Origin of the sequence: Cerasibacillus sp. (genome assembly GCF_036516575.1) — a bacterium.
In the GTDB taxonomy this organism is placed as follows: domain Bacteria; phylum Bacillota; class Bacilli; order Bacillales; family Amphibacillaceae; genus Cerasibacillus.
Genome location: NZ_DATBTY010000031.1, coordinates 1 through 26,250, shown reverse-complemented (window position 1 = coordinate 26,250; position 26,250 = coordinate 1). Strand labels below are relative to the sequence as shown.

30 protein-coding genes are annotated in these 26,250 nt (G+C 32.1%); 10 read left to right on the top strand and 20 right to left on the bottom strand.

The features are described from left to right. Positions 1-93 precede the first annotated feature (93 nt). Entirely contained in the window at positions 94-549 is a 456-nt protein-coding gene (locus VIG73_RS05310; RefSeq protein ID WP_146938475.1) for an 8-oxo-dGTP diphosphatase, read from the bottom strand. A gap of 356 nt (positions 550-905) precedes the next feature. Between VIG73_RS05310 and VIG73_RS05305 the strand changes: the two genes are divergently transcribed. After that, a complete protein-coding gene (locus VIG73_RS05305; protein WP_331639700.1) occupies positions 906-1,505 on the top strand; it encodes a nitroreductase family protein in 600 nt (199 codons plus the stop codon). A gap of 117 nt (positions 1,506-1,622) precedes the next feature. On the opposite strand, the gene VIG73_RS05300 is transcribed toward VIG73_RS05305, so the two are convergent. The 6 genes from VIG73_RS05300 to fosM all read right to left on the bottom strand — a co-directional run bounded on the left by VIG73_RS05300 (position 1,623) and on the right by fosM (position 5,444). Beyond that, the gene (locus tag VIG73_RS05300) at positions 1,623-2,075 is read right to left on the bottom strand and encodes a GNAT family N-acetyltransferase (RefSeq protein ID WP_331639698.1); all 453 of its coding nucleotides are present in this window, start codon (positions 2,073-2,075) and stop codon (positions 1,623-1,625) included. A gap of 39 nt (positions 2,076-2,114) precedes the next feature. Then, positions 2,115-2,669, bottom strand: a complete 555-nt coding sequence (locus VIG73_RS05295; RefSeq protein WP_331639696.1) for a GNAT family N-acetyltransferase — start codon at positions 2,667-2,669, stop codon at positions 2,115-2,117. A gap of 20 nt (positions 2,670-2,689) precedes the next feature. After that, complete coding sequence (locus VIG73_RS05290; protein WP_331639694.1) at positions 2,690-3,184, bottom strand: GNAT family N-acetyltransferase; 495 nt, start codon at positions 3,182-3,184, stop codon at positions 2,690-2,692. A 51-nt stretch (positions 3,185-3,235) separates the two neighbouring features. Continuing rightward, complete coding sequence (locus tag VIG73_RS05285) at positions 3,236-3,832, bottom strand: protein kinase (RefSeq protein WP_331639692.1); 597 nt, start codon at positions 3,830-3,832, stop codon at positions 3,236-3,238. Positions 3,833-4,463: 631 nt separating this feature from the next. Further along, entirely contained in the window at positions 4,464-4,961 is a 498-nt protein-coding gene (locus VIG73_RS05280) for a GNAT family N-acetyltransferase (RefSeq protein ID WP_331639690.1), read from the bottom strand. A gap of 66 nt (positions 4,962-5,027) precedes the next feature. Further along, positions 5,028-5,444 (bottom strand): FosM family fosfomycin resistance protein, encoded by a 417-nt coding sequence (gene fosM, locus VIG73_RS05275; RefSeq protein ID WP_331639792.1) that lies wholly within the window; start codon positions 5,442-5,444, stop codon positions 5,028-5,030. A 457-nt stretch (positions 5,445-5,901) separates the two neighbouring features. Here fosM and VIG73_RS05270 point away from each other — a divergent pair, with 457 nt between their 5' ends. The 4 genes from VIG73_RS05270 to VIG73_RS05255 all read left to right on the top strand — a co-directional run bounded on the left by VIG73_RS05270 (position 5,902) and on the right by VIG73_RS05255 (position 12,325). Continuing rightward, a complete protein-coding gene (locus VIG73_RS05270; protein ID WP_331639688.1) occupies positions 5,902-6,087 on the top strand; it encodes a hypothetical protein in 186 nt (61 codons plus the stop codon). Between the two features lie 72 nt (positions 6,088-6,159). Next, entirely contained in the window at positions 6,160-9,216 is a 3,057-nt protein-coding gene (locus VIG73_RS05265; RefSeq protein WP_331639686.1) for a lantibiotic dehydratase, read from the top strand. Between the two features lie 8 nt (positions 9,217-9,224). Then, positions 9,225-10,478: a lanthionine synthetase C family protein gene (locus VIG73_RS05260; protein WP_331639684.1), complete on the top strand. Its 1,254-nt coding sequence runs from the start codon at positions 9,225-9,227 to the stop codon at positions 10,476-10,478. A 17-nt stretch (positions 10,479-10,495) separates the two neighbouring features. Continuing rightward, complete coding sequence (locus tag VIG73_RS05255; RefSeq protein WP_331639682.1) at positions 10,496-12,325, top strand: ABC transporter ATP-binding protein; 1,830 nt, start codon at positions 10,496-10,498, stop codon at positions 12,323-12,325. A 267-nt stretch (positions 12,326-12,592) separates the two neighbouring features. Here VIG73_RS05255 and VIG73_RS05250 read toward each other — a convergent pair whose 3' ends face one another. The 3 genes from VIG73_RS05250 to VIG73_RS05240 form a co-directional block, all read right to left on the bottom strand. After that, a complete protein-coding gene (locus VIG73_RS05250; protein ID WP_331639680.1) occupies positions 12,593-12,880 on the bottom strand; it encodes a TIGR04104 family putative zinc finger protein in 288 nt (95 codons plus the stop codon). A 222-nt stretch (positions 12,881-13,102) separates the two neighbouring features. Continuing rightward, a complete protein-coding gene (locus VIG73_RS05245; RefSeq protein WP_331639678.1) occupies positions 13,103-13,975 on the bottom strand; it encodes a YitT family protein in 873 nt (290 codons plus the stop codon). 430 nt (positions 13,976-14,405) lie between these two features. Next, entirely contained in the window at positions 14,406-14,939 is a 534-nt protein-coding gene (locus VIG73_RS05240) for a GNAT family protein (protein ID WP_331639676.1), read from the bottom strand. 140 nt (positions 14,940-15,079) lie between these two features. On the opposite strand from VIG73_RS05240, the gene VIG73_RS05235 reads away from it, so the two are divergent. Continuing rightward, on the top strand, positions 15,080-15,787 hold the full coding sequence (locus VIG73_RS05235) for an SDR family oxidoreductase (protein WP_331639674.1): 708 nt from the start codon (positions 15,080-15,082) through the stop codon (positions 15,785-15,787). A gap of 126 nt (positions 15,788-15,913) precedes the next feature. On the opposite strand, the gene VIG73_RS05230 is transcribed toward VIG73_RS05235, so the two are convergent. Both VIG73_RS05230 and VIG73_RS05225 read right to left on the bottom strand, forming a co-directional pair. Continuing rightward, the gene (locus VIG73_RS05230; protein WP_331639671.1) at positions 15,914-16,375 is read right to left on the bottom strand and encodes a hypothetical protein; all 462 of its coding nucleotides are present in this window, start codon (positions 16,373-16,375) and stop codon (positions 15,914-15,916) included. Positions 16,376-16,515: 140 nt separating this feature from the next. Continuing rightward, the gene (locus tag VIG73_RS05225) at positions 16,516-17,085 is read right to left on the bottom strand and encodes a DUF4256 domain-containing protein (protein WP_331639669.1); all 570 of its coding nucleotides are present in this window, start codon (positions 17,083-17,085) and stop codon (positions 16,516-16,518) included. Positions 17,086-17,360: 275 nt separating this feature from the next. On the opposite strand from VIG73_RS05225, the gene VIG73_RS05220 reads away from it, so the two are divergent. After that, positions 17,361-17,738, top strand: a complete 378-nt coding sequence (locus tag VIG73_RS05220) for a hypothetical protein (RefSeq protein ID WP_331639667.1) — start codon at positions 17,361-17,363, stop codon at positions 17,736-17,738. 580 nt (positions 17,739-18,318) lie between these two features. On the opposite strand, the gene VIG73_RS05215 is transcribed toward VIG73_RS05220, so the two are convergent. Both VIG73_RS05215 and VIG73_RS05210 read right to left on the bottom strand, forming a co-directional pair. Then, positions 18,319-18,876: a hypothetical protein gene (locus VIG73_RS05215; RefSeq protein ID WP_331639665.1), complete on the bottom strand. Its 558-nt coding sequence runs from the start codon at positions 18,874-18,876 to the stop codon at positions 18,319-18,321. 169 nt (positions 18,877-19,045) lie between these two features. Further along, complete coding sequence (locus VIG73_RS05210; RefSeq protein WP_331639663.1) at positions 19,046-19,603, bottom strand: hypothetical protein; 558 nt, start codon at positions 19,601-19,603, stop codon at positions 19,046-19,048. 276 nt (positions 19,604-19,879) lie between these two features. Here VIG73_RS05210 and VIG73_RS05205 point away from each other — a divergent pair, with 276 nt between their 5' ends. Both VIG73_RS05205 and VIG73_RS05200 read left to right on the top strand, forming a co-directional pair. After that, on the top strand, positions 19,880-20,017 hold the full coding sequence (locus VIG73_RS05205; protein ID WP_331639661.1) for a hypothetical protein: 138 nt from the start codon (positions 19,880-19,882) through the stop codon (positions 20,015-20,017). Positions 20,018-20,683: 666 nt separating this feature from the next. Continuing rightward, the gene (locus VIG73_RS05200) at positions 20,684-20,923 is read left to right on the top strand and encodes a hypothetical protein (protein ID WP_331639659.1); all 240 of its coding nucleotides are present in this window, start codon (positions 20,684-20,686) and stop codon (positions 20,921-20,923) included. Between the two features lie 530 nt (positions 20,924-21,453). Here VIG73_RS05200 and VIG73_RS05195 read toward each other — a convergent pair. From VIG73_RS05195 to VIG73_RS05170, 6 genes are all read right to left on the bottom strand, one after another. Then, a complete protein-coding gene (locus tag VIG73_RS05195; protein WP_331639657.1) occupies positions 21,454-21,666 on the bottom strand; it encodes a hypothetical protein in 213 nt (70 codons plus the stop codon). A 229-nt stretch (positions 21,667-21,895) separates the two neighbouring features. Continuing rightward, complete coding sequence (locus tag VIG73_RS05190; RefSeq protein WP_331639655.1) at positions 21,896-22,066, bottom strand: hypothetical protein; 171 nt, start codon at positions 22,064-22,066, stop codon at positions 21,896-21,898. 81 nt (positions 22,067-22,147) lie between these two features. Beyond that, positions 22,148-22,279 (bottom strand): hypothetical protein, encoded by a 132-nt coding sequence (locus VIG73_RS05185; protein ID WP_331639654.1) that lies wholly within the window; start codon positions 22,277-22,279, stop codon positions 22,148-22,150. A gap of 29 nt (positions 22,280-22,308) precedes the next feature. After that, positions 22,309-23,259 (bottom strand): AEC family transporter, encoded by a 951-nt coding sequence (locus VIG73_RS05180; protein WP_331639651.1) that lies wholly within the window; start codon positions 23,257-23,259, stop codon positions 22,309-22,311. A 67-nt stretch (positions 23,260-23,326) separates the two neighbouring features. Then, the gene (gene splB / locus VIG73_RS05175; RefSeq protein WP_331639790.1) at positions 23,327-24,355 is read right to left on the bottom strand and encodes a spore photoproduct lyase; all 1,029 of its coding nucleotides are present in this window, start codon (positions 24,353-24,355) and stop codon (positions 23,327-23,329) included. After that, positions 24,348-24,602, bottom strand: coding sequence for a transcriptional regulator SplA domain-containing protein (locus VIG73_RS05170; RefSeq protein WP_331639648.1), 255 nt, complete (start codon positions 24,600-24,602; stop codon positions 24,348-24,350). The genes splB and VIG73_RS05170 overlap by 8 nt, the downstream gene beginning before the upstream one ends. Before the next feature lie 493 nt (positions 24,603-25,095). Between VIG73_RS05170 and VIG73_RS05165 the strand changes: the two genes are divergently transcribed. Next, entirely contained in the window at positions 25,096-25,851 is a 756-nt protein-coding gene (locus VIG73_RS05165; RefSeq protein ID WP_331639646.1) for an SMI1/KNR4 family protein, read from the top strand. Positions 25,852-26,250: the final 399 nt, after the last annotated feature.

The following is a 26,250-nucleotide window of genomic DNA, read 5'->3' as shown; positions in this document are numbered from 1 at the left end:
TGTTAAAATTTGTTCTCACTTACTTATTTCGACATGAAAGGTGATATCCCTTTATTTTTATTCTTTTTTCTACAAAATTTCAGATTCGTTAATTCATAGTAACTTCACTTGCCATTGATTACCATCTTGCTCGTAGTAGAATTCACTAAGCGTATCTGATTCGAACACTTCTAGCATTTTGTCAAAGTCATTTGCTAATTTATAATGATACAGATCGGCCCTTTCAATCCAAAAAACGCGCCCTTCTTCAGATGACTTTAGTTCTCCTTCAAACTGATTTGTCTTATAGAGTAACACAATATAACGCTCATCATCATTTGTTTGAAACTGTTTCACACCACAAAGAACAGGTGATGTAATGGTTAACCCTGTTTCTTCATATACTTCACGAATAACTGATTGTGCGAATGATTCTTCCCTTTCTACATGTCCACCGGGAAATGTGATTCCAGGCCAGTTAGAATTTAGTCGATCTTGTACTAGTATTCTACCGTTATCATCATAGATCATACACATGTTTGTGAACACTGCTTTTTCACTTCTACTCATTAATCGTTCTCCCTCGTAAGTTTTAATTATTGTACATAAATTTAATTTTATAGATAATTACTCATAATACTTAAGCTTTGAACAAAATGGAAATTTTATGTAATCCTCATAATGGTGTGTGATTAACCTCTTTCCTTCTTCGCTTTTAGAAATGGTTTGTATTGTCATGGTTTCACCTCATTTTAGCTTAACACTCATCGGCAGATTCCATTTTATTATAACGCTATTCAGATAAGTGAGTAAGGGATAACGTGGAAAATTATAGATCTTTCTTTCAGTTTCTATTTGTTTCAATTGGTTATGCCCTGTGTTAGTATATATACCGTACAATTATTCAACATAGAGAGGTTATTAACATGGAAAATTCATTTATTGATTCAATAAAAAATAGACGGTCTGTTTATTCTCTTAATAAAAACGTATCCTTATCAGATACACAAATTCAACAGCTTGTAACAACAGCCGTTAAGCACTGTCCATCGGCTTTTAACTCACAAACATCCCGTATCTCTATTTTATTTAGTGAACACCATATAAAATTATGGAATATTGTTGAAGAAGCTTTACGTTCAATCGTTCCTGAGGATAAATTCTCAAAGACAGCAGAAAAAGTCGATACTTTTCGTCAAGGTTACGGTTCAATTCTCTTTTTTGAAGATACGGAGATTGTTTCCAATTTGCAAAAAAACTTTCCAGCTTATGAAAAGAATTTCCCTATTTGGTCTGAACAGTCAACAGGAATCACTCAATTTGCTGTGTGGACAGCTTTAGCTCATGAAGGTATTGGCGCATCACTACAACATTATAACGAACTCATTGAAAATCAAATAAAAGAACATTGGCATATACCAGCATCTTGGAGTTTAAAAGCACAAATGCCATTTGGTGGGATTGCTGGTAAACCAAAAGAAAAGGAATTTATCTCAGACGAAAGTCGAGTTACAGTTTTTAGTTAAGATTGTTGAATTTAGTAAAAAATCGTCCCATCATTTGGGACGATTTTTTATCTATTCGCTGTTTTTTCTTATACACGTTAAATCCTATTTTCCACGAATAAAACACCGCCATATCAATTATAAATCTTGGGATAGACGAATCATATCTCTACATTGTATCCCATTCTCGAAAATTTCCTCTTGATAGTGTCTAACAAAAAAATCAATATCCACACCTGTAATCCTAAAGCCACATTTTTGATATAAAGCAAGCTGTCCGATGCTTGAATTTCCAGTCCCAATTTCAATTGTTTTATATCCATTTTTTTTGGCTGTTTTAATTGCATTTTTCACTAAAAATTTCCCTATTCCTTTTCCATGGTGTTCTTCTACAACTGCAATATTCACTATTTCTACAGTTTGAGGTCTTGTAGGAAGTAGCACATAAACCCCAACAAGCTGATTATCACTTTCAGCAATAAAACATTCTCCACTCTTTAAATATTCCACAACAATATTGCGAGAAGGGTCGGCTAACAATAATAAATCCATGGGTGGTTCTTCATCTATACTTAGTCGTCTAATCTCCATATGACACTCCTACATTAACAATCATTCAATTTCGTCATGTTATTTTGCTGAATCACTATTAATAATTCCATAATACACAAGGTCTTCAAAGTGGCCTTCCTTTATGACATGCTCACTTAATACTCCTTCCTTTTCCATGCCTATTTTTTGCAAAACCCTTTCCGAAGCAGAATTTGAATGAAAGGAACGAGCAAATACTTTATGATATTCTTTTTCATTAAATGCAAACTGTAATATCGCCTGGGCAGCTTCTGTAGCATATCCATTTCCCCAGAACACCTCTCCAATCCAATAGGCCATTTCACCATTATGAAAATGGTGATTATTAGATAATGCTATAGCTCCATATAGCTTTTTTGTTTCTTTATCAGTAATAGCAAACTCGTACAATTTATTCATATTAAAATGATCAAGATGCCGTTCTATCCATGATAAAGCATCCCCTAAAGAGTACGGATAAGGAAGGTATAATGTATTTTTATAAATATTATAGTTGTTACAAAGTTTAGCAACGGCTGGTGCATCTGTTTTTTGAAACAATCTTAGGATGAGCCTGTTAGTCGTTATTGTTTTATTTTTATCATCATAAATCATACAAAATCCTCCCTAACTAGTCATATACACTTCATTTTCAATATATCAATTTGCTCGTGTTGATCATCGGAAACGGTTTCGACATAAGTCCATCCTCTTTTTCGATAATAGTCTGATGCATCTTCCGTTCTTAAATAAAGCATACGAAACCCTAATTCTTTAACGATATCGATTGTTTTATCTACCAACTTTTGACCAACACCTTTACCACGATGCACAGGTTTTACGTATAAGGATGCTAGCCAAGGTTTATACGTTTCTCTTATTTTTAAATCATTTTCAAAAATCGACACCGTTCCTAAACACTCCCCATTTTCCAATGCAATGACTGTAATAGGAAATGCATGCCGCTTCGTATTTGAAAAATATTTCACTACATCTTCATATGTCATATTACTACCTGTTTTTTCTACAAATTCCTTATAAATCATTTCAGCAACTTCTTTTATCTTATTTGGATGGTTTAATAAATAATCAATGTACATAGCGAGCACCTCGTCATTTTCTAGAGACATCTTGTGTAAGCTTCTCAATCATTTGTACTAAGTCATAGCTGAAAACACATGCTATTCCTTCCCACAATCATAACAACGTCTATCGCTATCGTGATCTCCGTACATACGGAGTTCCCTCTTTTGTCCACAAACACGACAATAGTCAAAATCAATTTGTGGGAGGATTCCTGATTCCGCTAATGGAACCCATTCTCTTTCATATAATTTTTTACTCATGCCGTAGTCAATAAAAATAAGTTTTCCTTCCTCATTCAAGCCATAATTGCTACTATCCTTTAGGTCAAAACTATCAAAATCTTTATCTAATAAATCTAAGACTTCTTCATATCGATTCGGTAGGAGAGTTGCATGTTGTGTGGTATTGATCTCGAATGATTGATTATCTATTAATTCTAAAGGATGGTAGTACTTTTGAATAGAAAACTTCTTATCTACATAGTATGTCTCTGCAAACAACTCATGTAATCCATTTTTATTCATTACATTGTTTATTATTAATTCGTTTTGCGATTGTTTATGACCAATGGGATGTAAATGTAATTTAATCACATAATGAGAGAATTTGAATGCTTTTCTTGTAGAGCCAATTCCTATAAAATTGTCTTTGATGCAATATTTACGCCAATTTTCAATGATATCTTTATACATTTTTTCACCTGAATTCCTTATTTATTAATTCAGTCTCTGTTAGTTTCTAACAACATCAATTCCTATTACACAATAAAAATTTTATACTTTTTATTGTATAACACCGCGTAAAATATTATTGGATATCTACTGTAAAATTTGACATCATATCTCTCCTCTTCATTGCATAACGACGTTCATAATTATTTCGAAAATGATAGAACATACTATGATCCATATGATTTGAATACGCACAAGACAACGCTCTACGCTATAGTAATTTACTTTCGCTATCCGTTTAGCCACTTTTAAATTGATTGGCACAAAATACAGAGAAAATAGAAGCCCTCCTGAAAGCGAAATTGAAAAATGAACTATAGCAGAATTTGTTGTCAAACCTGCTACTGCCGGACCGACTGTAAAAACAGGAAAACCAGCCCATATGAAAAAAGTTAAAACTAATAAGACAGATGCCATGATCACTAACATAAAGTTGTTCTTAAGCACGTGTAAATAATTCTGTATATAATCATTCACTATAATTCCCTCTTTTATATAGTTATTCAGTAATAAAGGTTGCACGATTTGGGCTCGTCACCGCTCGATTTTCGCACACCATCGCTCGATTCTCTATTCGAACCATATAAAGACACTATAGCAACTTTGACATGTAATACTCATCCACAAATTCTCCATCAATAAATAGTGAATCTCTTTTTGTTCCCTCGACTTCAAAGCCTTGTTTTTTGTATAATGCTAAACCCGCTTCATTCTTTGTAACAACCGTTAACTCTAACCTGTGAATATTGTTATTGGAAGCCCATCTATCTAATGCGTTAAATAATTTTGTTCCAATTCCTTTACCGCGATAATCATTTAAAATCCCAACTACGATATAAGTGGCATGCTTATTTCTTCGTGCATTTCCTCCTCTTGCTAATAAGAACCCAACGAGTTCATTTTCGTTTTCAACAACTAGAATAGTAGAGTTTTCACTGCTCTTAATCCCTTTAATCATTTTTAATAGCTCATCAGTTTGAATATTCCTCTCTCCTGGCTCCCAGAGCATATATGTTGAATTTTTTTCAACTTGTTGAATGAGATTTGCTAATTTGTCCGCATCTGATATTTTTACTTCTCTAATGATCATTAGATTCCCTCTCCCAACGTTACTTTATATTAATGCAGAAAACACAAGTCCTGTACCAAAGAACTTCTATTCAAAAAATTCCATATGTGGTTTCTCCCGTTTGTAGTAATCAAGTCTATCTTGCAAATTACCCGTATGAAATTCAAATTTATGACCATCAGGATCTGTAAAGTAAACCGATTTCTTATCCCTCGCATCTCTTTTACGCCCTGGCAATATGTTTACATTTAATTCCCTTAATCTGTCATATATCTCATCAAATTCTGTTTCGTCTACTGAATAAGAAATATATGTATATGATTGACTTATTTCGTCACGTGGTATGTCTTTCTCCAGATTGAGAGCAAGCCACATTCCATTCAAGTCGAAGTAGGCAGTGTTTCTTCCTTTTACCAATAATTTAGCGCCGAATACTTTTTGATAAAAATCAATGGAATGTCCTAAGTCAGAAACAGAAAATAGCAAATGATTGATACCTTTTATTGAATGATTTTGTTCCTTTTCCTTGCATTTCCTAAATCCACTACAATATAAAAACTTAATAACCATTAATCTTATTGAATTAATTATAGCTGATCTATATCATTTTATTATTCAAAATTGTAATTTTCACACTACAAATAAATTCTATCATGATATTCCCTAATAAACACTAATAAATAACCAACCAGCTCACAAAATTGTAATGAACACGCATTATCATTATGTAATATTCGTAAATATCCTTAAATAGGAATAAGTAGTAATAAAAGACTATACAGATTAGGAGAAAAATACCAAATTCGACAAAATACTCTAAAATTTATTGCATTAAATTTATAAAGGTGATAGAATTTTTTATCAAATGAAAGGAGGCCTTATTCAATTAATTAGAATTGCAAAAGAAAATTTATCGATTCTTTTATTCTAAAAATCAGAATTTTCAGGAGGTATTTATATTATGAAAGATAACCAAGTATTAGATTTAGACTTAAAAATTTCTAATGTAAGTTCATCAGAAAATAATGTTTCTACACAATCATTTACGGGAGCATTAACAACACAAAGATCTTGTTTTAGTTATGGGTGTAGTGGTGGCGGGAGTGGCGACTGCTATCAAATGCCATTAGGTACAAAAAACAAATAATCATTTGTGCTTTACCTCTAGGGGAAATTACCTTCTCCTAGAGGTATTAAATAAAAAGAAAGGAAGAACTTCATGAAGCAACATCGTATATATCAAATTCATTCCGATTTCATGTTTAGACGACCGATATTGTCTTTAAAAAAATATAACGACATCATAAAAAATATCAAATATCCTCTGGATAATGAGTCTATTGAATACATATTGATGAAAATTAAAACTGAAAAAGAATTTATGGAAGCACTGCGTTTATCTAGTCGATCCCTTTATAATGATTTAACTTCAGAACAATTTTCCACATTCCGTTTAAAAAGAAAGAAAAAAATCTTTGAAAGTGTGGTCAACTACTATATAAGAGCGTGCTCACGTCCTACTCCTTTTGGCTTATTTTCTCACGTTGGGTTGGGTGAATTTAAAGAAAAAGATCGAAATGTTTCTCATTCATATGCTCAACATGCAATAAAAGAAATAAACCCAGATATGGAATGGTTGTTTCAACTAGTTAATCAATTAGAAAATGATTATCAAGTAATCAAACAATTGAACATTAAAGTTAATCATTTAACTTATATTCGAGATGATAGACTATTCTTAAGTCACTCGTATAAACATGATAAAGAGAATTTACCTATATCAATAAAATTTAATAACATAGTTGCTTTTATTTATAAAAAAGCTAAGAACTTTATTTCATTTCAGAAACTCTGTCAAGAAACCACAAAGGAATTCCAATTAAACGATGAAGATGTAGGACAATTCATGTTTTCACTTATTAGAGCAGATATGCTAGTAACTTCATTAAGACCTATCATAAATGCAAAGGAACGTTTTTCAATTTTTATCACCGAGTTAAAGAAAGTTGAAGGATGCGAATGGTTAGCAAATGAATTAAATCACGTATCGAAGCTCATGTTATCCTACAAAAACACCACATTAGGTGAAGGTATTAATATTCTAAAACAAATTGAACAAAAAATGAAACAAATTAATAAGTCAAGTCACTATTTAAAAATTGATTATATTGATACTAAAAGTGAATACTTATCTAAAAAAGATTATTTACACATTAGGCAAAGCGCATATTTACAGGATTTATTAGCAAAAAAATCACAAAAACATTTAGACACATACAAACAGCGTTTCCTCGAGAAATATGGAAATAGAGAAGTCCGCATTCTAGAATTAATGGATGACATTCATGGGCTTGGGTCGCCTTATTCAGATTCACATACTGTGGCTGAAGACATAATCGAATTTCAATTGACGAAAAAAGAACAACTTTTATTATCTTGGTATTCACAAGCAATGATGACGGGAAATAAGGAAATAGAATTAACAAACAGTAAAATCAAGCAATTAAAAAATGTTGTTAATCGAACTGAAGGCATACATAGTCTTTCTAAAGAAATATATTTCACTCCAATTAAAGAAATTAACGAAGAGAAATTATTTGTTAATAATGTTATAGGTTCAAATTTTTTCGGTAAAACATTTTCACGATTTTTACATTACTTTAACAACAAAAAATTAATTTATAAGCAAAATCATTCAGATACTAATTTTGTTATTGCGGGAATCAATCATTACGCAACTACTCCTAGAGCGAATAATATCTTATTAGGTCATTCATTAGGAACATATGAAATTAACCTAGAAACAAATTCACTTTCTCATAATCATAATATCATTTATTTGGACGATTTATTTGTGGGCTTAAGTCAAAATAAATTTTATCTATATTCAAAACGATTAGATAAAATGGTCATTCCAATTCCTAATAATATGTTTAACGCAACATTAGGAAGTGATATATATCGATTGTTAGTAGATATTGGAGAAGAAAAGATTGGCAATTTTTCTACTGATTATTGGGGTCCGTTAAGCAATGCAGCTTTTCTACCTAGAATAACTTATAAAAATGTCATCATTTCACCCAAAATTTGGAATCTATATTTAAGCAATTATAATGAGTACATTGATTTGGAAAAATCGTTAAATCACCTTTTATCGGATTATCATGTACCACGCTATGTCTATTTATTAGATTCTGTCGTAGCTGACCAAAAAGTATTACTTGACCTTCAACATGATTACTTTAAGGAGTTGTTAATAAGGAAATTACAAACACAGGAAGTCGTAACTTTATTTGAGACTGGATTTCAAACATTGGAACAAAATAACGTATTGACTGAATACGTCGTTGGACTGCATAACAATACACACCATATAAAAACACCCATAAATTTAGGTCATCATAAGAATCATCATATTGAAATTAAAAAAAGAAGTATCTTACCGTTTGAAAAGCAGTGGATTTTTCTAAAATTATATATTGATCAACATAGACAAGAAGACTTTATATTTGGACCATTAAACACGCTTGATAAACAATTAAAAGAAAATAATTTAATTAAGAAGTCATATTTTATCAGGTATAAAGACAATGAATATGGATACCATATCCGCTATCGTATCAAACTAACCGATGCAACAATGAGCAGCGACACAATTCAACATTTTAATCGTTTTTACCGCGAACATATCTTATCAAATTATTCTTCAAAATATGTTATCGATACATATGAACCAGAATACGAAAGATATTTAGGTGAAAAATTATTCCCTTACGTGGAAAACTATTTCTGCTTAGAAAGTGAAAACATTTTAAGACATTTACCGCAACAAATTTTTCAAGGGGAAAAACGTCTATACTTTGGGGTTTACGCCTGTTTCACAATATTTAAGGCATTAGAGCTAACGCTAGATGAACAGATGAACATGTTAGAAAACACAAGAACGATACCTTTATATAGTAAAGAGTTCAGAAAAGAAAAGAACAATATCATAAAATATGTCAATTTGTTAGAAGATAATTGTTTGTTTCACATAGAGTATCCTGCATTAAAAAAATTTACGCATTATATGATTCTCGATATAAGAAGTCAATTATTACCATATTATGAAAATATGGATGAATTATTCATAATGAGTGTTATTCACATGTTCATTAATCGAGTATTTGGTATCAATCGAGATTTTGAATTTAAAATTTATAGTTATACCGGAAATCTACTAAAATCTATGAAATATAGACTAGAGAATAAACATATATTTACGGAAAAACGGTGATACATAACATGATTCAACAAGCCGAAAGAAGAGAAAAAATATATAAAATATTAAAAGACTATGCGCAAAGGTTTCAGAATCCGCTATCATTCCCTATTACTGAAAATAATCTTTTTAGTTTAGCTTCTGGACCTTTAGGTATGGTGGTTATATACAATGAATTTAGCAAATTATTCTCAAAAGAAAAGAACAAAAAAATCGCCCATCAATATTTAGCATATTGTAACTCTAAATTAAATAATATGCATCTCACGCACTCTCCTTGGTTTGGATTTGAAGCGATTTCAACTGTAGTTCAAATTATTTCAAAGAATGATAAACGAAATTATGAAAATTACGCTAAACAACTTGATAACTATATTTTTAATATGAAGATTATAAAAGAATATATCAATAGACTGGACAATTTATTAATTCAAAAGAATGTCCATAAACACCACTATGATGCCATATACGGCATGAGTAGTTTAGCCAGATATATGATTTTCCGTAATGATAATAGACATTATAATGCGTTTATTGATGTAATTGTTAGTTATTTAACAGATGTACTTACTAATGATAATGAGCAAATATTAAATTGTTATATACCATTCCATAATCAAACAGATATGGAAAAACAAGATTTCCCTTATGGTCATCTTGATCTTAGTTTATCCCATGGTATAGCTGGACCTTTAGCTTTGTTATCAATCTATAGCATTCATGTAAATCAGAAGAATCAAAAGGTGATAAATGTAATAAATGATACTATTCAACTATTAAAAAAACTACAAATGGAATCTATTGATGGAAAGATTTGGCCAAAAAAGATTCAAAGCTTTTCTCACCAAACAACGCATGTGAGAAATGATTCTTGGTGTTACGGTGAGGAAGGAATTGCACGTGCCCTATATTTAGCATCAAAAGCTATAAATGATAAGGATACAGAAAATCTTGCTATTAATGTCTATAAACAAATATGTTCTATTTCACCTGAGCAAATACATTTACAATCGACAACATTTTGTCATGGTTATGCCGGTCTAGCTCACATGTTTAACCAAATGTATAATGATACAGGTATTAATACATTTAAAAAATATGGCGAATCACTTATTGATTATATTCTTCACATTTATAATGAAAAGAATAAATATAAGGAACTAAAAAAAGAGCAGGAGAAACCAGGTATTCTAGAAGGCGAAGGAGGGATTATGCTAACATTAACAAGTTATTTATTAGATAAAAACGATTGGGATTGGTTATTCTTAATAAACTAATTGGAATAGGTGAATTTATGGCAACACAAAAGGAGTTTAAAGGAAATTATTCATTTAATGAAATACTAAGATCTTTTAATTATTGGCCTAGTATCTTTAAAATCTTGTGGGAAACAAATAAAGTGAGTGTCATACTTATCAGCTTTTTTTATTTATTACTTGGACTCACTCCAACTTTAAATATTCATTTAACAGAGAAATTATTTAATGCTTTAGCAACCGAAAAAACTATGGAAGGTATTATTATTCCACTTATTTTATTTGTTACGGTATTAATTGTTAGTAATATATCCAGGATTATCCAATCAATGGTAAATAATCTATTCACAATTGAAGTCACGAATAAAATTAATAAAGATATCTTAGAAAAGGCAACACAATTACGATTAGAAGATTTTGAAAACCCAGAAATACAAGACCAATTTAAAAGAGCATTACAAGAATCGAGTCATGCTCCTATTTCAACGTTTCAATTAATATCAACATTTTTGACTAATGTTATAACGTTTGGTTCCTTGTTTGTATTAATATTTATAACATTAAAATGGTACTCATTATTTTTATTAATGTTACCTATTTTCCATTTCGTTCCTAATTTAAAGTTGACTCAATATGAATATAATATTTATTGGAATCGTGCACCTAAACAAAGAATTATGTGGTACATTCAATATTTAATTTCTAACTATAGAAGTTTTAAAGAATTAAAATTAAATAATGCTGGTAATCATTTTGTTAAAGAATTTTCAAGTATTCTTGATTTTTTCTTTATTCAAGATAAAAAAATACAAAAGAAAAGACTATTTATTTATTTGATTATCGATTTTTTGTCTCTAACGATAATAGTAGGATTATTAATATACGTCGTACAACTAACAGTTAACCAAACGATTCTTGTTGGAACTAGTGTTGCACTAGTACAAGGTATAGTAATGTCTACAAATAAGTTGTCAGAGATTTCGTCTACTATGATAAGTTTTTGCCAAAATAATATTTATTTAGATCAATTCTTCCGATTTATTAATTACTCAAATAAACTAACGGAAATGAATGATGATAAAGAATATAAAGAGCTAAACCATATCTATTCTGTAGAATTTAAAAACGTATATTTTAAATACCCAGGAAACAATGAATATAGCTTAAAAGGAGTAAACTTTCAAATACAGTCCGGAGATATTCTAGCTATAGTCGGACAAAATGGAAGCGGTAAATCGACAATTATCAAATTAATAGCTGGGTTGTATGAAATAGACAGAGGAGAAATATTAATTAATAACATAAACATCAAAAATCTTTCTAAAGATGATTTACGAAAGAAAATTTCTATCATGCATCAAGATTTCGAAACCTTCGAACTAACATTGAGAAAGAATATAGCTATTACAAATCTTGAACATATAAATAACGATGCTGCTCTCATGAGGTGTATCAATCATGCTGGATTAGATAACATCTTTTTCCATAATAATAAAGGCTTAGATACTCAACTAGGAAAATGGTTTAATAATGGAGTACAACTATCAGGCGGTGAATGGCAAAGAGTTACATATGCAAGAACAATGTTTAAAAATGCTGATATAAATATTTTAGATGAACCTACTTCGGCATTAGATCCTTTTTCAGAGGAAGATATCTTATCAAACTTTGCAAAAAATAACGCAATGAAGATAGGTATATTTATTACACATAGATATTCAAACATTAAATATGCTAATAAAATATTAGTCATTAACAACGGAAAAGTAATCGAGTCAGGTAACCATGAAAAGTTAATTAATATGAAAGGATACTACTACGAACTATTTAAGAAACAAACTGGTATAAAAGAAGTAGAAAAAGTTTAATATCCCATTGAATGAACTTAAGATAGAGAAATCGATTTTAATTTAATAATATATGTTATTATTTCAACGCCTTAAAATATATGAAAGTAAAACACAAAATATCTTACTATAATAAAACTAGTGTATTAATATAAGATTAAAGCAAATTAATACACTAGTTATCCAAAACATTTTGTTAGAAACTTACAGAACGTTTATAACTCGGAATACGCTTTACCCCTGTATTATACTCTGCATTTTTCTTATACTTATTAGGCGTGGAAAAAATTACCAAAGCAGCTCTTCTTCATTAGACAGTTTAATCAAATATGGATAAATACCCAATATAATAACAATCAAAGGGATCATAAGAACAATAACATTCCACCAAGGAAGGTTTAACAATAAATTAATAGGTACAGCGATTAATGGGATGATACTTATCATGGAGGTTCTTTTTCTAGATGCTGCTGATTCATATTGTTTTTTTCCACAATATGGACATTTTAATCTAAACAATGATTTAACGGTTTGCTTCCATGTCCATTCAGTCTTACAGTTATGACAAGTAGGCATTTAAATCACTTCCTTTAATTTATTTGAAAACATTTAATAGATTGATTATATATCTATATATTAGCATAATTTTCTCGATTTACATAGGGCACTGCGGAGTTACCAAGGCCACTCAGCTAATTTTACACAAATTGAACGGATTAATCTGAGCATGAAAAAATCTTGGATTCCTATTGATAAGAATCCAAGATCAATTTAAACTGACTCCTGAAGCCAATCATACTAATGAATATTACGTTTTTTAAAGTTTCCACCTCTCACTTCTGCCACATCATATACTGCTACAAAGGCTTGATGATCAATTTCATAAATAATCTCTTTCATTTTACTATCTTCTAAACGGTTTATGACACATGTAATTTCTTTAAATTGTTCATTTGAATAACCGCCTTCAACTAAGTTATACGTTGCGCTTCTTCCAAGGCGATCACGTATCGTTTCAACCATTAATTCAGGTTTATTCGTAATAATTTTAAAGGTCTTGGAACCACTTAAACCTTCTTCTACCATGTGGATGACCTTAGAAGCAATGAAATAGGCAATTCCTGATAAGAAAGCTCCACGAAGACCAAATACAGTGGAGACAACAATGAAGACAAATAAATTTAGAAATAAAATAAGGTCACTTGTCCCAAAAGGTAATTTTCGTGAAAGGAGTACCGCTAACATATCAATCCCATCTAATGCACCACCATTACGTAATGCTAATCCCATCCCAAATCCAATAACAATACCGCCGATCACAGTAACTAACAACGTATCTCCTTCAATAATGGTTGGGATATGGCGCATAATGATTGTCCCGAACGCCAGTGAAGCAATACCTATAATGGAATAAATCGCAAAGCTTTTGCCAATTTGTTTATATCCTAAAAAAATGAATGGAATATTTAATAACGCAATTAAAATTCCTAAAGGCAGTCCCGTTAATTGTGATTCAACGATACTTAAACCTGTCACACCACCGTCCGATACATTGTTCGGAATGAGTATCGCTTCTAATCCGTATGCTGTAATAAATGCTCCAATCATAATTAGTATTGCCCGCAAAATCTTCTTCAGCATAATCATGATATTTTGTTTCGTTAAACTCATACCTTGTCCTCTTTCCAAATTTTATTCCATTAGGAAATCAACCATTAATTCTCTTTCAGCATGGATACATCATAATTGTTATTAGGAGCCATCGTGTAAATAACTTGCCATTGGATAGTTACTTTGCATTAGAAATTCCTTACTAATATAATGAAACCAATTACTGTTAACTATGTATGATTGTTTCTTAATAAAATAATTATAAGTGAAATGAGGATAGGAGCACAATCGAGACATATTCTTACAATATCAGGGAGTCATGTTTTTATTAATAAAATGAATATGAAAACGTTTTGACCTTAATGATTGCTTTTAGTATGTTAGTAGCGTTTCTCTATACCAGACAAAAATAAAAAATCCCTCATATGCACGTAAAGCGTATTGAGTGATTATTACTCTTTAAATGCCTTCTCCTCTTGATGGGGTTGGTCTATTGTAACCGTTCCATGTGACAGCATGGAACGGTTTTAATTAAAATATGCTTACTTAGACTAAATCCAAGCCATTTAAATTTACTTTTTAAATCAAACACATTCAAAAATGACTTTGCGTTCATATAATAGATTAGATTATCGGTCCATCCACCAAATTCATATATAAATTTTTCTCTTATGCATTCAAATTTCATACCGACACTTTCGGCTAAATGAATGGATGCGGTATTATCTAAGTTTATATGAGCCTCAATGCGATGAAAATGAAGATTTTTAAAGGCGATATGAAGTGCTTCTTTTACTGCTTCTTTGCCATAACCCTTTCTCCAAAATTGGTTATGAAGTCTGTAGCTTATTAATCCCCATTGAAATTTGTTTCTCATAATTGTTGAAAAATCTACATAGCCAATATTTTTATTATCTATTTTGCGAAAGATACTAAATACGTATTTTTCATCTTTAATCGCTAGTTCTTGATGCTTTTTTACGACATCATTAAATGCTTCTTGAGTCCACTCACTCATATCCATCTTATCGTCATCATATTTGTTTTGCGAAGGTAGTCTATTAATAGAAAAGGACATAAAAACAACTAAAAGGAAAGAGCTACATTCAATTCCTATGTTACAATCCAATAAAGGACGTTATTATAAATTAGGAGGTTATGAGGATGAGACAATTACATGGAAAAACGGCTATTGTTACAGGGGCAAGTAGTGGCATTGGTGCTTGTATTGCAAAAGAATTGGCTAAAGAAGGCGCAAATCTTGTGCTAGCTGCCCGTAATTTAGATAAACTATCAGAAATAGAGAAGGAAATTAAGGAACTAGATAATGGTAAAGTATTGGTAGTCCAGACAGATGTAACAAATAAGCAACATGTTGACAGCTTGGTAAAGAAAGCTGAAGAAGCATTTAATCATGTTGATATTTTAGTAAATAATGCCGGTCAAATGCTTTCATCAAAGATTCGCTCTGGAAAAATAGAAGAATGGGAAGAAATGATTGACGTAAATATAAAAGGCGTGCTATATAATATCCATAGTGTATTACCTTCTATGTTAGAACGCTCAACCGGTCATATTATTAATATCGCGTCAGTTTCAGGTTTTGAAGTAACAAAGGTAAGTACCGTCTATAGTGCCACAAAATTTGCTGTCCGTGCGATTTCAACTGGTCTAGAAAAGGAATTGGCCAAAACGGGGGTCCGTGTCACAAATATTTCACCCGGTATGGTGGACACGAGCTTAACTAATGAAAGTTCTTGGAATAACGAACGTAAAAAATTAGAGCCAAAAGACATAGCAAAAGCTGTCGTTTATGCTCTAACACAGCCTGATTATGTCAATGTGAACGAGATAACTGTGCGCCCAGTATAAAATATAAATAGCACCTCAAACACGTATGCTAACATTTGAGGTGCTTTTCTTATGACGGGATATGTGAACGAGACCACATTTAATAACAGGGAATGAGAGAGTCGAAATATTATTGAAGATAGCTTACTATTTCACTCCTAAAACAAAAGCGTAAAAAGCATCACCGTGAGACATACTTTTATCTTTTTCATCCAACCACCATACCCCATAAGAATAATAATATATTCCTTTTTCAGTCGGCGCCTTAAATTGATGATCTTTGATTGGTACGGTAGATTCTTTATTATCAACTATCCGTGTAAGATGAACTTCATTTGGCCTCGGATTATAATTCATTTCTAACGTTACTGTAGCTCCTGCTTCAACTTGTATTGGTTCTTTATCTTTTAATAGTTCAGCTGGACCAAACGTATCAACACAATCCCCTTTCCAGCAATAAGTACCGAGTTTCGTTTTATACTTTTGGTTATCAACATCAATATAGACATCTGGCGGGCTGTATCCTGATAAGCTTTCTTTTCCTGTATTGCTACAACCGTATAAAACTAAGGCAGCTAATGAAATAATGACGATTATAAAGTTTCTCATTATATCTCCCTCGTATATTAGACATCAACTACCACAAAAGATATTTTCACTTGTTAAATCCGGAAAAGTGATTAATGGATTCGAATGCTCTCTTTCTAAATCCGTTCCCATATTTAAATAATATGTATGCTATTCAATATTTAGACCCTTAACGATCCACGAAAGCCTCTTGCAGCATAGTATGATTCGGCTCCATTATGATACATAAAAACAGTATCATAGCGACGGTCACAAAAGATGGCCCCGCCAAGTTTTCTTATATGAGCAGGTGTTTGTACCCAGCTTGATGTTTTTAAATCGAACTCTTCAAGCTCCTGCAATTGACGGTATTGTTCTTCTGTTAATAGTTCAATGCCCATAGCAGTTGCCATATCAATAGCGCTATTTTCTGGTTTATGTTTTTTCCTTGACTCTAGGGCCTCACGATCGTAACAAACACTTCTACGACCTTTTGGACTTTCCGCTGAACAATCATAAAAAATGTATTCATCGTTCACTTCATCATATGCAACAACATCTGGTTCTCCACCAGTTTCTTCCATCTCATGTAGCGACCACAACTTTTCTGTATTCGCTTCAAGTTTTTCCTGAATATGATCCCACTCAAAATCCTCATGGCGATGCATGTTTTCATCAAAGCGGCTTTTCAATGCTTTAAGTAATTCTTCTCGTTGCTCGGGTGATAATTCCCTTTTATTGCTCTTTGTCATATATAATTTCTCCTTAACGTTTTAACTCATAATGGTTGGATTTATATTAAATTTATCCTCAAATCTTGCACAACCGAAATAATCATTAATATTTAATTGTCGACCGATTGTACATATAAGTTTTCCATCCTTATAATAAATATTATACTATTTATACAAAAAACGCCAAATCAGTCTGATACTATTTACAGTGTCGGATTGATAATATTATAATGGTTATAGGTTTTTTATTTTTAAGTCTAAAGTATTAATACAGAGGGAGGGAGTTCTTTATCATGTTTAAACGGTTTCTTATGGTATTTTCAATGTTAATATTAGCCGTTGCTGGGATTTTACTCGTTGCCAGACATCCTACAGGACCTAACACTGTTTCATATGATGAACCACTTGGTCTATGGATATCCCTTGGAATGATTATCGTACTCTTTTTACCGCCTTTGATTTTATCGTTATTTAGTAATCGTACAGTGAGAATTATTTCTGCAGTGTATCAAGCATTTATCGTAATGGCATTTTTAGGAGTTATACCTATCGGGTTTCTTTTTCCTGTTCATGTTTGGGTAAGCGTTATTGCAGTGTTAGGAACTTTAGTTAGTTTAGCGAGTATTGTTTTGACTTTGAGAACGACTTCAACTAAAGAAATGACATTTTGATTGGAAATCATTGCATCATCACATTATGGGATAAGAAGCAGTATCCCTAATTCGTTATCGTCTCGATTGTTTTATCAATTATTTTACTGACCTTCCCTTTGGTTGCGTGCTCCCATACCTGTTAATAAAACAAAAGATTTCCTAATCGTTCTCTAGCTTTAAGGATCTTACAGCAGTAAAAGTGGCAAATGATTTAATGAACATTCTTTATGTATTTATAGATCATATCCACCTTGTTTTTTCGACCAAGTTTCATATAAGCTTCAGCCTCATAATGCAATGACAAAACGGGTATATTCACACCTTCTATCGTTACTGTACTTATAATTTTGTTAAAAAATCAGGTGCTTTTTCCCATCTACCCTCTACAAACTTTTCTAGGTTTCCTATCGAACCTGGATATATAATTGAAATAATCGGAGATGAAGTAACTTTTCATCACGATACAAATGTGAAAATAAATCATTAATAATATGGATGACGACTTTTAATCCAGGATAAGGCTGATGTAATCAGTATATAAGAGTGGGTGTGCCATAATAAAAGCGTCATATTCTTCTACTAATAGAGTTAGAAAAATCTAGGTCTCTTCCCTTACATATATGGTATATGCATAGTAAGCTTCACCATTTAGTTCTTCATTCCATTGAAGATGAACGAGATAATAAAACTTTCCAGGTTCAGCTGGTGCTTCAATAATCTGTCTTTCTTGTGTTTCATGGTCATAATCTGTTACGAAAATATCTACTTCTTCACCTTCCTCCTCAGTTACTCGAAATTGAGTAAAGGTAATTTCGTCTGGGTAAGGAAGGTTATCCGTTATATTGTCATAAAAAAAGGTAAGGTGTTCCCCTGGTGTAACTAATAAAGGTTTCCATCCTTCCAATGTTTCTTTTGGATGGTCTGGAGTTAGACTACAATGATCTTCTTTGGTTTTTTTCCAACAATACGTTTCTAATGGTGCTTGAATCAATTCCATTTCGTCATCTCTCTGGCCTATAAATAGATCAGATGGTGATTTTGAGTTGGCCCATGCCGATTCTGAAGGAACTTTTATTCCTCCTTCCTGATCCTTGACTGACGAACATCCTAAAACGAACAAAGTAACTATGAATAAAATCCAAACAATTCTTTTCAAGATAAGCCCTCCAAATTCTTTCACGTTCCTGACCGCCACCAGGTAATGAAAGTAATAGCCTTCTTCACCTTGCTTCTTAGTAGTAACAATTTATCATCTTGAACAATATCTGCCTTTCCAATTTCTGACTCCCTTTTTCACCTTCACAAACGTAAAGGGCTGGAAATATCTAGGACTCTTCCCTTACATATATGGTATATGCATAATAAGCTTCACCATTTAGTTCTTCATTCCACTGAAGATGAACGAGATAATAAAACTTTCCAGGTTCATCGGGTGCTTCTAGAATCTGTCTCGCTTGTGTTTCGTGGTCATACTCTGTTACGAAAACATCTACTTCTTCACCTTCCTCCTCAGTTACTCGAAATTGAGTAAAGGTAATTTCATCTGGATAAGGGAGTTTATCCCTTCTATTGTTCAGAAAAAATGTAAGGTGTTCTCCTGGTGTAACGATTAAAGGTTCCCAACCTTCTAATGTTTCTTTCGGATGGTCTGGAGTTAGACTACAATGTTCTTCTTTATTTTCCCAACAATACGTTTCTAATACAGCATGAAACCCTCTTCCTATATTTTCATTTCTCCGTTCTATATGTAGATCAGATGGTGATTTTGAGTCAGCCCATGCCGATTCTGAAGGGACTTCTATTCCTCCCTCCTGCTCCTTGACTGACGAACATCCTGAAACGAACAAAATAACTATGAACAAAATCCAAACAATTCTTTTCAAGATAAGCCCTCCAATTCAATAAAATCCGTATATAAAACCATTTTGTCTTGCTATTACTTTATGAAATATTGAAAACAGATAACACAGCTGTTTTGATATATATTTTACCATTCAATCGTTTGCGAAACAATTATATTATTGAATTTTCTATATACAATATAATATTCAATGTTTTCTAATTAAATAAGCGGGGTTTCTTTCAACTCATGTAGAAGAGAGTTAAATAGACACCATAGCCTGATGACACAAATCAAAAGCTAAGGACGTGAAATCATCATGTATAGAAAAGTTGTTGGTTTATTAGGAACGCTTACTTTAATTGGGATGCTTTGTTTTGGTGCTCCCATGTCATTATTTGCTTCAACACCAGATGATGATCAACAGTCCACATATTCTAAAGAAGTAACGCTATGATTATTTTATTCGCCTTATCTATTAGTAGTTATTTTGTATTTAACTATATTCATACTGAACGGGTTGATGATGCTGTCGAAAATGTAGAAAGACTACAGTTTAATGCACAACTTTCTTTGAAGAAGTTGGAGGAAAAAATTTAATCAGACCCCTCCCTTGCAGACGATCCTACTGTTCAAAGTGATATGGAAGTTTATTCAAATAATATTAAAGAGCTTGAACAAGAAAAGAATGCACTCATTAATTATGACTGGGATTTCTTATTAGACCGGGAGATTTCTAGTATTAAGGAACAGATAGATAGAAGTCAATTTTCTAAGAATATGATTACTTGGATGACTAGTTTTACAGAAAATGTATATTATGAACGTTTGGTTTGGTTACGGGAGAACAATATTCGACCAGAACTCCCCTTTCACTTCTTCTCAGTATTGACGGTTTATGATCAAGTATTCGATATTGAGGATAGTGTTACAAAAAATCATAATAAGTACTCATCTTCTTTCCAGTTATTTTTTATACAGCCTTTTTGGAATACTCTTTGGAATGATTGGAATAGGTTTTTTTCTATTTTTATTCGGAGATATTCTGACAAAAGAAGGGCTTTATCGGAGTGGGTCCATTCATTTCCTTTATACACAACCCATATCAGGGGGTAAAGTCATTATGAGTAAATTTATAGCCATATTAATGAGCACAGTACTAATCATTATCGGGTCTGCACTATTTTCCATATTGTTAGGTGTCATGTTTGATCGATTAGGTGCTTGGAATTATCCTGTGTTAATCTATGAAGCTAACGAATCTTTCAATTTTATGCCAATGCTTTTATTTATCGCTTTATCTGCCTCACTTTTTTTATGGTGCTTTTATTCTGTTATTCTTTATTGTTTTTCTTTTCAATGATAACAAAGAGAACTGTTACAGCGATTGGTGTTACGTTTGGTGCCATATTATTAGGGATACTATTCAACGGCACGGCAGATACAAATTTAGCTCCCTATAATCCGTTTCATTACTTCAAAATCTATGACATCGTCACAATGGAATTTGCTGTAGTTCATCATAACTTTAATATGACATTGACAAATGGAGTGCTGACGATGGGTGTTCTGAGTGGGTTAATAGTTGAGAATTTAGGGGATAAACGTAAGTGTTGTAAAATATCTCAGGATATAAAATCCTAATTCCTCTTTATTTTGCGAGTAACTAGGCCTTTAATTTTCAACAATCGCAGCCACTTATTAAGAATAATAGCTCTTTTATCTTTATCAAATTTCTCCTCTTTCGATAAATAAAACCACAAAAGCAACATAGCAGTAGTAAAAATTAATGGTATGAAATTCACTTCTAGCTTAGCACTATAATTCAAATACAATTGGAATAATAAAGTTTAATTTATTCCATTGCAGCGCACGTTTGCGGAAAAATCAATATTACAATTGTTTGGCTGAAGGTATAAAATACACTTTTGATAAAGTGAGCCAAAAAATCATTGTTCCTACAATAGCTACTCCAACCAACACCATGACACCATATAAATTAAAAACTAAATTTACGATAGGTATTGTAATAATACTTGCTCCCAACAACACGGAATACACACTCGTTAGCTTACAAACTGTGTTTAAGTCCTTTTCTTTTTTCAATTTACCAATACTTCCAAGCAAGGAAATTAGTTCCAGGCTACGAGCTGTTGTACATTGAAATGCAAAGGATTCTGACTGTTTTATCCTAAAATAAATTCCTGCGCATATGAAGGACTCGTTCGAGATCATGTTTATGTAATACGCCTAGATGTCGTTTCAATTCTGAACCATGCACAGAAATAATTTTTGAAGTACGTGCAACAGAAGGCTTCAATAATCCTGTTTCATCTTATTGCTCATTGTAAATGTCATCCTCTTCATTATCCCACCAGGAATAATTTTCGTTTAATAAAATAACATCACTAGCTATATATTTTTCTTTGATTTTATCAAGAACCTTTTGTCTATCTTTCTCATTCAACATGTCAATTTCTTTAATGATTTTATCTGGAAGAGACATACCATACACCTCCATTAGATATACTATTATTATAACTTATAACCGCATCGACATAAATGTTCAAATAAAAAATGATTCAAATTAAAAATATTTACTGTAAAAATCATATCTTAGTTTCCCTCTAAGATCGGCATAAATCTTCGGTGTTTCACTCTTTTCATGACCAAGTTCCGTCACTACTTTAACTGAATTTACTTTCTTAATATTACTCAAATATGACCCTCCTATATATTCAATACATTTTATAAATAGAAAAAGGGATACAACCACCGGAGAAAGCTGTAGAGTAGTGGAATTGTAAGCATACAAAGTAGGATTGAGAGTAATACTCCAAATGATGCAAAGTTGGCATCTCCGCCAAACTTTTGAGCATAGACAGAGATAGTAGAAGCACTCGGCATGGCTGAAGCCAACGTAGCTATAATGAATAATGGGTATGGCACTTTGAGAAAGAGAAATATAAACAAAAACATTGGGAGGACAAGTAATTTACAGCAAGCTGCAATCCATAAATACATGTTTTTACTGTATTGACGTAATTCATACCATTTTATGTCTGCTAACAAACTTCCTATTAATATCATAGATAATGGGATCGTCATTTTTCCAACACTTTCAAATGTATCTAAAAATGGACTAGGCCACTTAAATGGAAGAATGAGTATGACCAATCCAAGCAATGTGGATAAAATGCCAGGATTGAAAATCAATACTTTCCAGTCTACGCTTTGTTGACTTTTCGTAAACAGATAGATGCCGTATGTCCAAATTAAAAGCAAGTAAAAAATGTTAAAAAGCGTTAGGTAAATAATTCCCTGTTGACCCATTACTATATAACTAATCGCAAATCCAATAAAGCCTTGATTTCCGAAAATAATTAAACTTTCATAGACACTTTTTTGTTTTATTGGTAGTGTGGCTTTTTTTCTAAGCCAAGCAGCCAATAAAACAGATATACTCAGTATGAAGATGGACATCGTGATTAACCATGCGAAATCTATTAAAAATTCTTTGGAAATCGTTGTATTAAGTGAGTATACAATCAATGCAGGTAAAGTAATGTAGAGCATTAGTTGTGTGATAACTTGATTGGCTTGCGAATTAAGTATGCCCACTTTTTGGCTTGCAAAACCAATCAAAGCCATGAGGTAGAGGGGGAACATTGCTTGTAAAAATGCACCTGTGGATAGCATTTACCTTCTCTCCTTTTCCATTGTTTTAGTGTATGAATTCCGAGAAGAGAAGGTACTACATTTTTATTTATGTAAAGTATTCAATTTTAGCATCAGGAAAAAAACGGTTTACATAGCCCCCTATCGTATCTTTAATTGCCTCCTGCTCATCATCCTGATAAACATATTTGTATATGCCATATCGCCCCCATTTCATTTTCCGTTTAGACTCATTTAATTCTAGCTTGGTCATTGGATAATTTTCCTGAATGACTCGTTTAGCAGGTTTCGTAAAACGGTGCTGTATCATTTCAAACGTTAAATCACTCCTAGCAAATGCTGGCAACGACGCTTCAAGCCTTTCGAACATTTCCAAATATCCTTCTTCCCAGCCGTCATGAAGATATATCGGAGCAATGATAAATCCCAATGGATAACCGGCTTCCGCCACTTTAGTAGCTGCTTCAATACGTTCATGTAATCTAGAGGTACCTGGTTCAAAGTACTTGATAATATATTCATCATTTATACTAAAGCGGAAACGTGTTTTACCTTGATGGTCTGCATCTAACAAATGATCGACATGTGAGAACTTCGTAACAAAACGAAGTTTACCATATTTGGATTGACCAAAAAATTCAATTGCCTGCTTTAAATGATGTGTTAAATGATCGACACCTACAATATCAGATGTACAAGATGCTTCGAACCTCGTTATATCAGGTGCCCGTTCTTCCATATAGTTTTGTGCTGCATCAAAGATTTCATCGATATTTACATACGTTCGAATATAAGGTTTGCTACCCATTGTTGTTTGTAAATAGCAGTAATGGCAATGCCCCATGCAACCAGTAGCCAGCGGAATCGCATACTCAGCGGAAGGCTTGGACGTATCGAATTTAAGTGTTTTTCGAACGCCAATAACTAGCGTAGATTTGGCAATACGATATTTTTGGAAATGATTTTCTCCTGGCAAATTACGAATTTGATTATGTGAAGTCGTCTGACGTATTTCTATTCCCATGTCTTCAAATTTTGCAATTAGCCTCTTCCCATTGGGGTATTCCAATGCTCGTGGTTCTACATAAACAAGTTGTGGGACAAACGGTTTAACCATGGTATTCACCGTCAACACGACCGAATGCTTCCTGATAAGCCATTTCTGCTTCTTCTTCTGTTGAAAAGATGGCAAATTCATGCGTAAGAGGATAGTAATTGTCATGTGAAAAGAGAGCTAATTTATTTGGTTGTTCTGGATGTTGTACAATGGCAGCCTGCTGAACATGTGCAACGTCTTGTGCATGCGGATTACGTATGATAATATAAACAACTTCACCTGGTCTAAAGTTTTGTTCTAAATCCATTATTTCACCTTATTCATTTAATTTTACTCCTAGTATTCCATGGTTAGAATGAAATTATGTTCAACTTCTTTTGTTAAAAAATTGAAGTAGTAAATATATTACTTTAGTAAAGATAAAATAAATTCATTTTTTTCTGGACAGATATTCAAAATCAATCGTGAAATTGCTGTATAACAAATGTAAGTATATATAATAAGTAAAAAAACTGTGAGTGATATTGTAAGTACCATGCTTACAGTGGGAATTATTGCTCTTCCTTTATCCTGTTCCTTACCCAGAAATTTTTAGTACGATTAATGCTATTTTATGATTTATTTGAAAATATCACTCAAATAAGTTCCTGCTCATTATTTATTAATGTTTTCTTGTATTTAATTGATATTCAAAGGAGTTGTAAAAATGATATTTACGAATGATTATTTCGATGACTATCGCTTATTAGACGTAACCGATGAATTAATTGAACAGGCAGAAAAGAAATTTAAGGTAAAAATTGCCGATTGACTATATTGAATTAATGAAAACACAAAATGGTGAAGAATTAATTAATAGAAAACTAGTCGTTGAGGATGAAATCATTTCCGTTGATTATATTAAAGGGATTGGTCATATATCTGGTGAAGGTATTTTATTATCGAGTAGCTTAAAAAAGGAATGGGGATTATCCAATCGACTTGTCTATTTATTTGGAGATGGACATACATGGGTTGCTCTTGATTATCGCCGATATAAAGGCAATGAACCGCCTGTTGTATATGTAGATTTAGAAACAGAAAAACAAATCCTTATCGCAAACAGTTTCCGGGAGTTCATCGATTCATTACAATATGATGAGGACTTAGCTTATAGCTCATATGATTACGGATCGGAACTAGAACAATATCCACGTAAAGAAGTCGAGCAAGAGATGGAAAAATGCCGATATGCTGGTATCATGTCATCTGGTATTGAATATTATTTATTTACGGACGATGATTTAAATTGGACATTTACACAGCTAGCCAAATACGTTCATGATTGGATTGAAGAAGGCTATGATTATTATAACAAACATGAACGTACAGAATATATGCTAATTGAATTTCTTGATATGATTATCGCAGCGATTCGTAAAAGAAATATCAATTTACGTGATTATCCGACTGCCATCGAGCTGTTACATACATTAAGTCGATTCCCGGCAGATTACGATTATAAAGGAATTATTCGTAATAAAACATTGAAGATTATGCATTATTTTAAACTGTAGTCATTGCCTATGTAAAAAAGTATCAATTATTAATGAGTTGAATTGTAAAATAAAGTCATTTATACCATTGTCGCTGAACAATGATATAAATGACTTCTTTCATGTTGCGATTATGATGTTTATATTGGTTCATTAACGACTCTTTCATCACGGAGTAACGCGGTGGCAAGGGAATATTACCGGTTTGAATTTCCCGAATTATGTTATAATAGAAGGAAATGGAAAATCTAGTAAAAATCAAAATACAAAAATAGCAACTCTTGATGAGCTAAAACAGGCAATTACGAGGGATTAAACGACCATTAATAATGAAGTATTTATAATTATTTATAGGTTATATATTTTATAACGACACAGATTATAGTTTATTTCATATAATGTTGTTATACTTTTATTTTT

Excerpts from the sequence above, each read along its gene's own strand:
- VIG73_RS05310 (WP_146938475.1), bottom strand. The coding sequence starts at position 549 with ATGAGTAGAAGTGAAAAAGCAGTGTTCACAAACATGTGTATGATCTAT.
- VIG73_RS05305 (WP_331639700.1), top strand. The coding sequence starts at position 906 with ATGGAAAATTCATTTATTGATTCAATAAAAAATAGACGGTCTGTTTAT.
- VIG73_RS05300 (WP_331639698.1), bottom strand. The coding sequence starts at position 2,075 with ATGGAGATTAGACGACTAAGTATAGATGAAGAACCACCCATGGATTTA.
- VIG73_RS05295 (WP_331639696.1), bottom strand. The coding sequence starts at position 2,669 with ATGATTTATGATGATAAAAATAAAACAATAACGACTAACAGGCTCATC.
- VIG73_RS05290 (WP_331639694.1), bottom strand. The coding sequence starts at position 3,184 with ATGTCTCTAGAAAATGACGAGGTGCTCGCTATGTACATTGATTATTTA.
- VIG73_RS05285 (WP_331639692.1), bottom strand. The coding sequence starts at position 3,832 with ATGTATAAAGATATCATTGAAAATTGGCGTAAATATTGCATCAAAGAC.
- VIG73_RS05280 (WP_331639690.1), bottom strand. The coding sequence starts at position 4,961 with ATGATCATTAGAGAAGTAAAAATATCAGATGCGGACAAATTAGCAAAT.
- VIG73_RS05270 (WP_331639688.1), top strand. The coding sequence starts at position 5,902 with ATGAAAGATAACCAAGTATTAGATTTAGACTTAAAAATTTCTAATGTA.
- VIG73_RS05265 (WP_331639686.1), top strand. The coding sequence starts at position 6,160 with ATGAAGCAACATCGTATATATCAAATTCATTCCGATTTCATGTTTAGA.
- VIG73_RS05260 (WP_331639684.1), top strand. The coding sequence starts at position 9,225 with ATGATTCAACAAGCCGAAAGAAGAGAAAAAATATATAAAATATTAAAA.
- VIG73_RS05255 (WP_331639682.1), top strand. The coding sequence starts at position 10,496 with ATGGCAACACAAAAGGAGTTTAAAGGAAATTATTCATTTAATGAAATA.
- VIG73_RS05250 (WP_331639680.1), bottom strand. The coding sequence starts at position 12,880 with ATGCCTACTTGTCATAACTGTAAGACTGAATGGACATGGAAGCAAACC.
- VIG73_RS05245 (WP_331639678.1), bottom strand. The coding sequence starts at position 13,975 with ATGAGTTTAACGAAACAAAATATCATGATTATGCTGAAGAAGATTTTG.
- VIG73_RS05240 (WP_331639676.1), bottom strand. The coding sequence starts at position 14,939 with ATGGATATGAGTGAGTGGACTCAAGAAGCATTTAATGATGTCGTAAAA.
- VIG73_RS05235 (WP_331639674.1), top strand. The coding sequence starts at position 15,080 with ATGAGACAATTACATGGAAAAACGGCTATTGTTACAGGGGCAAGTAGT.
- VIG73_RS05230 (WP_331639671.1), bottom strand. The coding sequence starts at position 16,375 with ATGAGAAACTTTATAATCGTCATTATTTCATTAGCTGCCTTAGTTTTA.
- VIG73_RS05225 (WP_331639669.1), bottom strand. The coding sequence starts at position 17,085 with ATGACAAAGAGCAATAAAAGGGAATTATCACCCGAGCAACGAGAAGAA.
- VIG73_RS05220 (WP_331639667.1), top strand. The coding sequence starts at position 17,361 with ATGTTTAAACGGTTTCTTATGGTATTTTCAATGTTAATATTAGCCGTT.
- VIG73_RS05205 (WP_331639661.1), top strand. The coding sequence starts at position 19,880 with ATGTATAGAAAAGTTGTTGGTTTATTAGGAACGCTTACTTTAATTGGG.
- VIG73_RS05200 (WP_331639659.1), top strand. The coding sequence starts at position 20,684 with ATGAGTAAATTTATAGCCATATTAATGAGCACAGTACTAATCATTATC.
- VIG73_RS05190 (WP_331639655.1), bottom strand. The coding sequence starts at position 22,066 with ATGTCTCTTCCAGATAAAATCATTAAAGAAATTGACATGTTGAATGAG.
- VIG73_RS05180 (WP_331639651.1), bottom strand. The coding sequence starts at position 23,259 with ATGCTATCCACAGGTGCATTTTTACAAGCAATGTTCCCCCTCTACCTC.
- splB (WP_331639790.1), bottom strand. The coding sequence starts at position 24,355 with ATGGTTAAACCGTTTGTCCCACAACTTGTTTATGTAGAACCACGAGCA.
- VIG73_RS05170 (WP_331639648.1), bottom strand. The coding sequence starts at position 24,602 with ATGGATTTAGAACAAAACTTTAGACCAGGTGAAGTTGTTTATATTATC.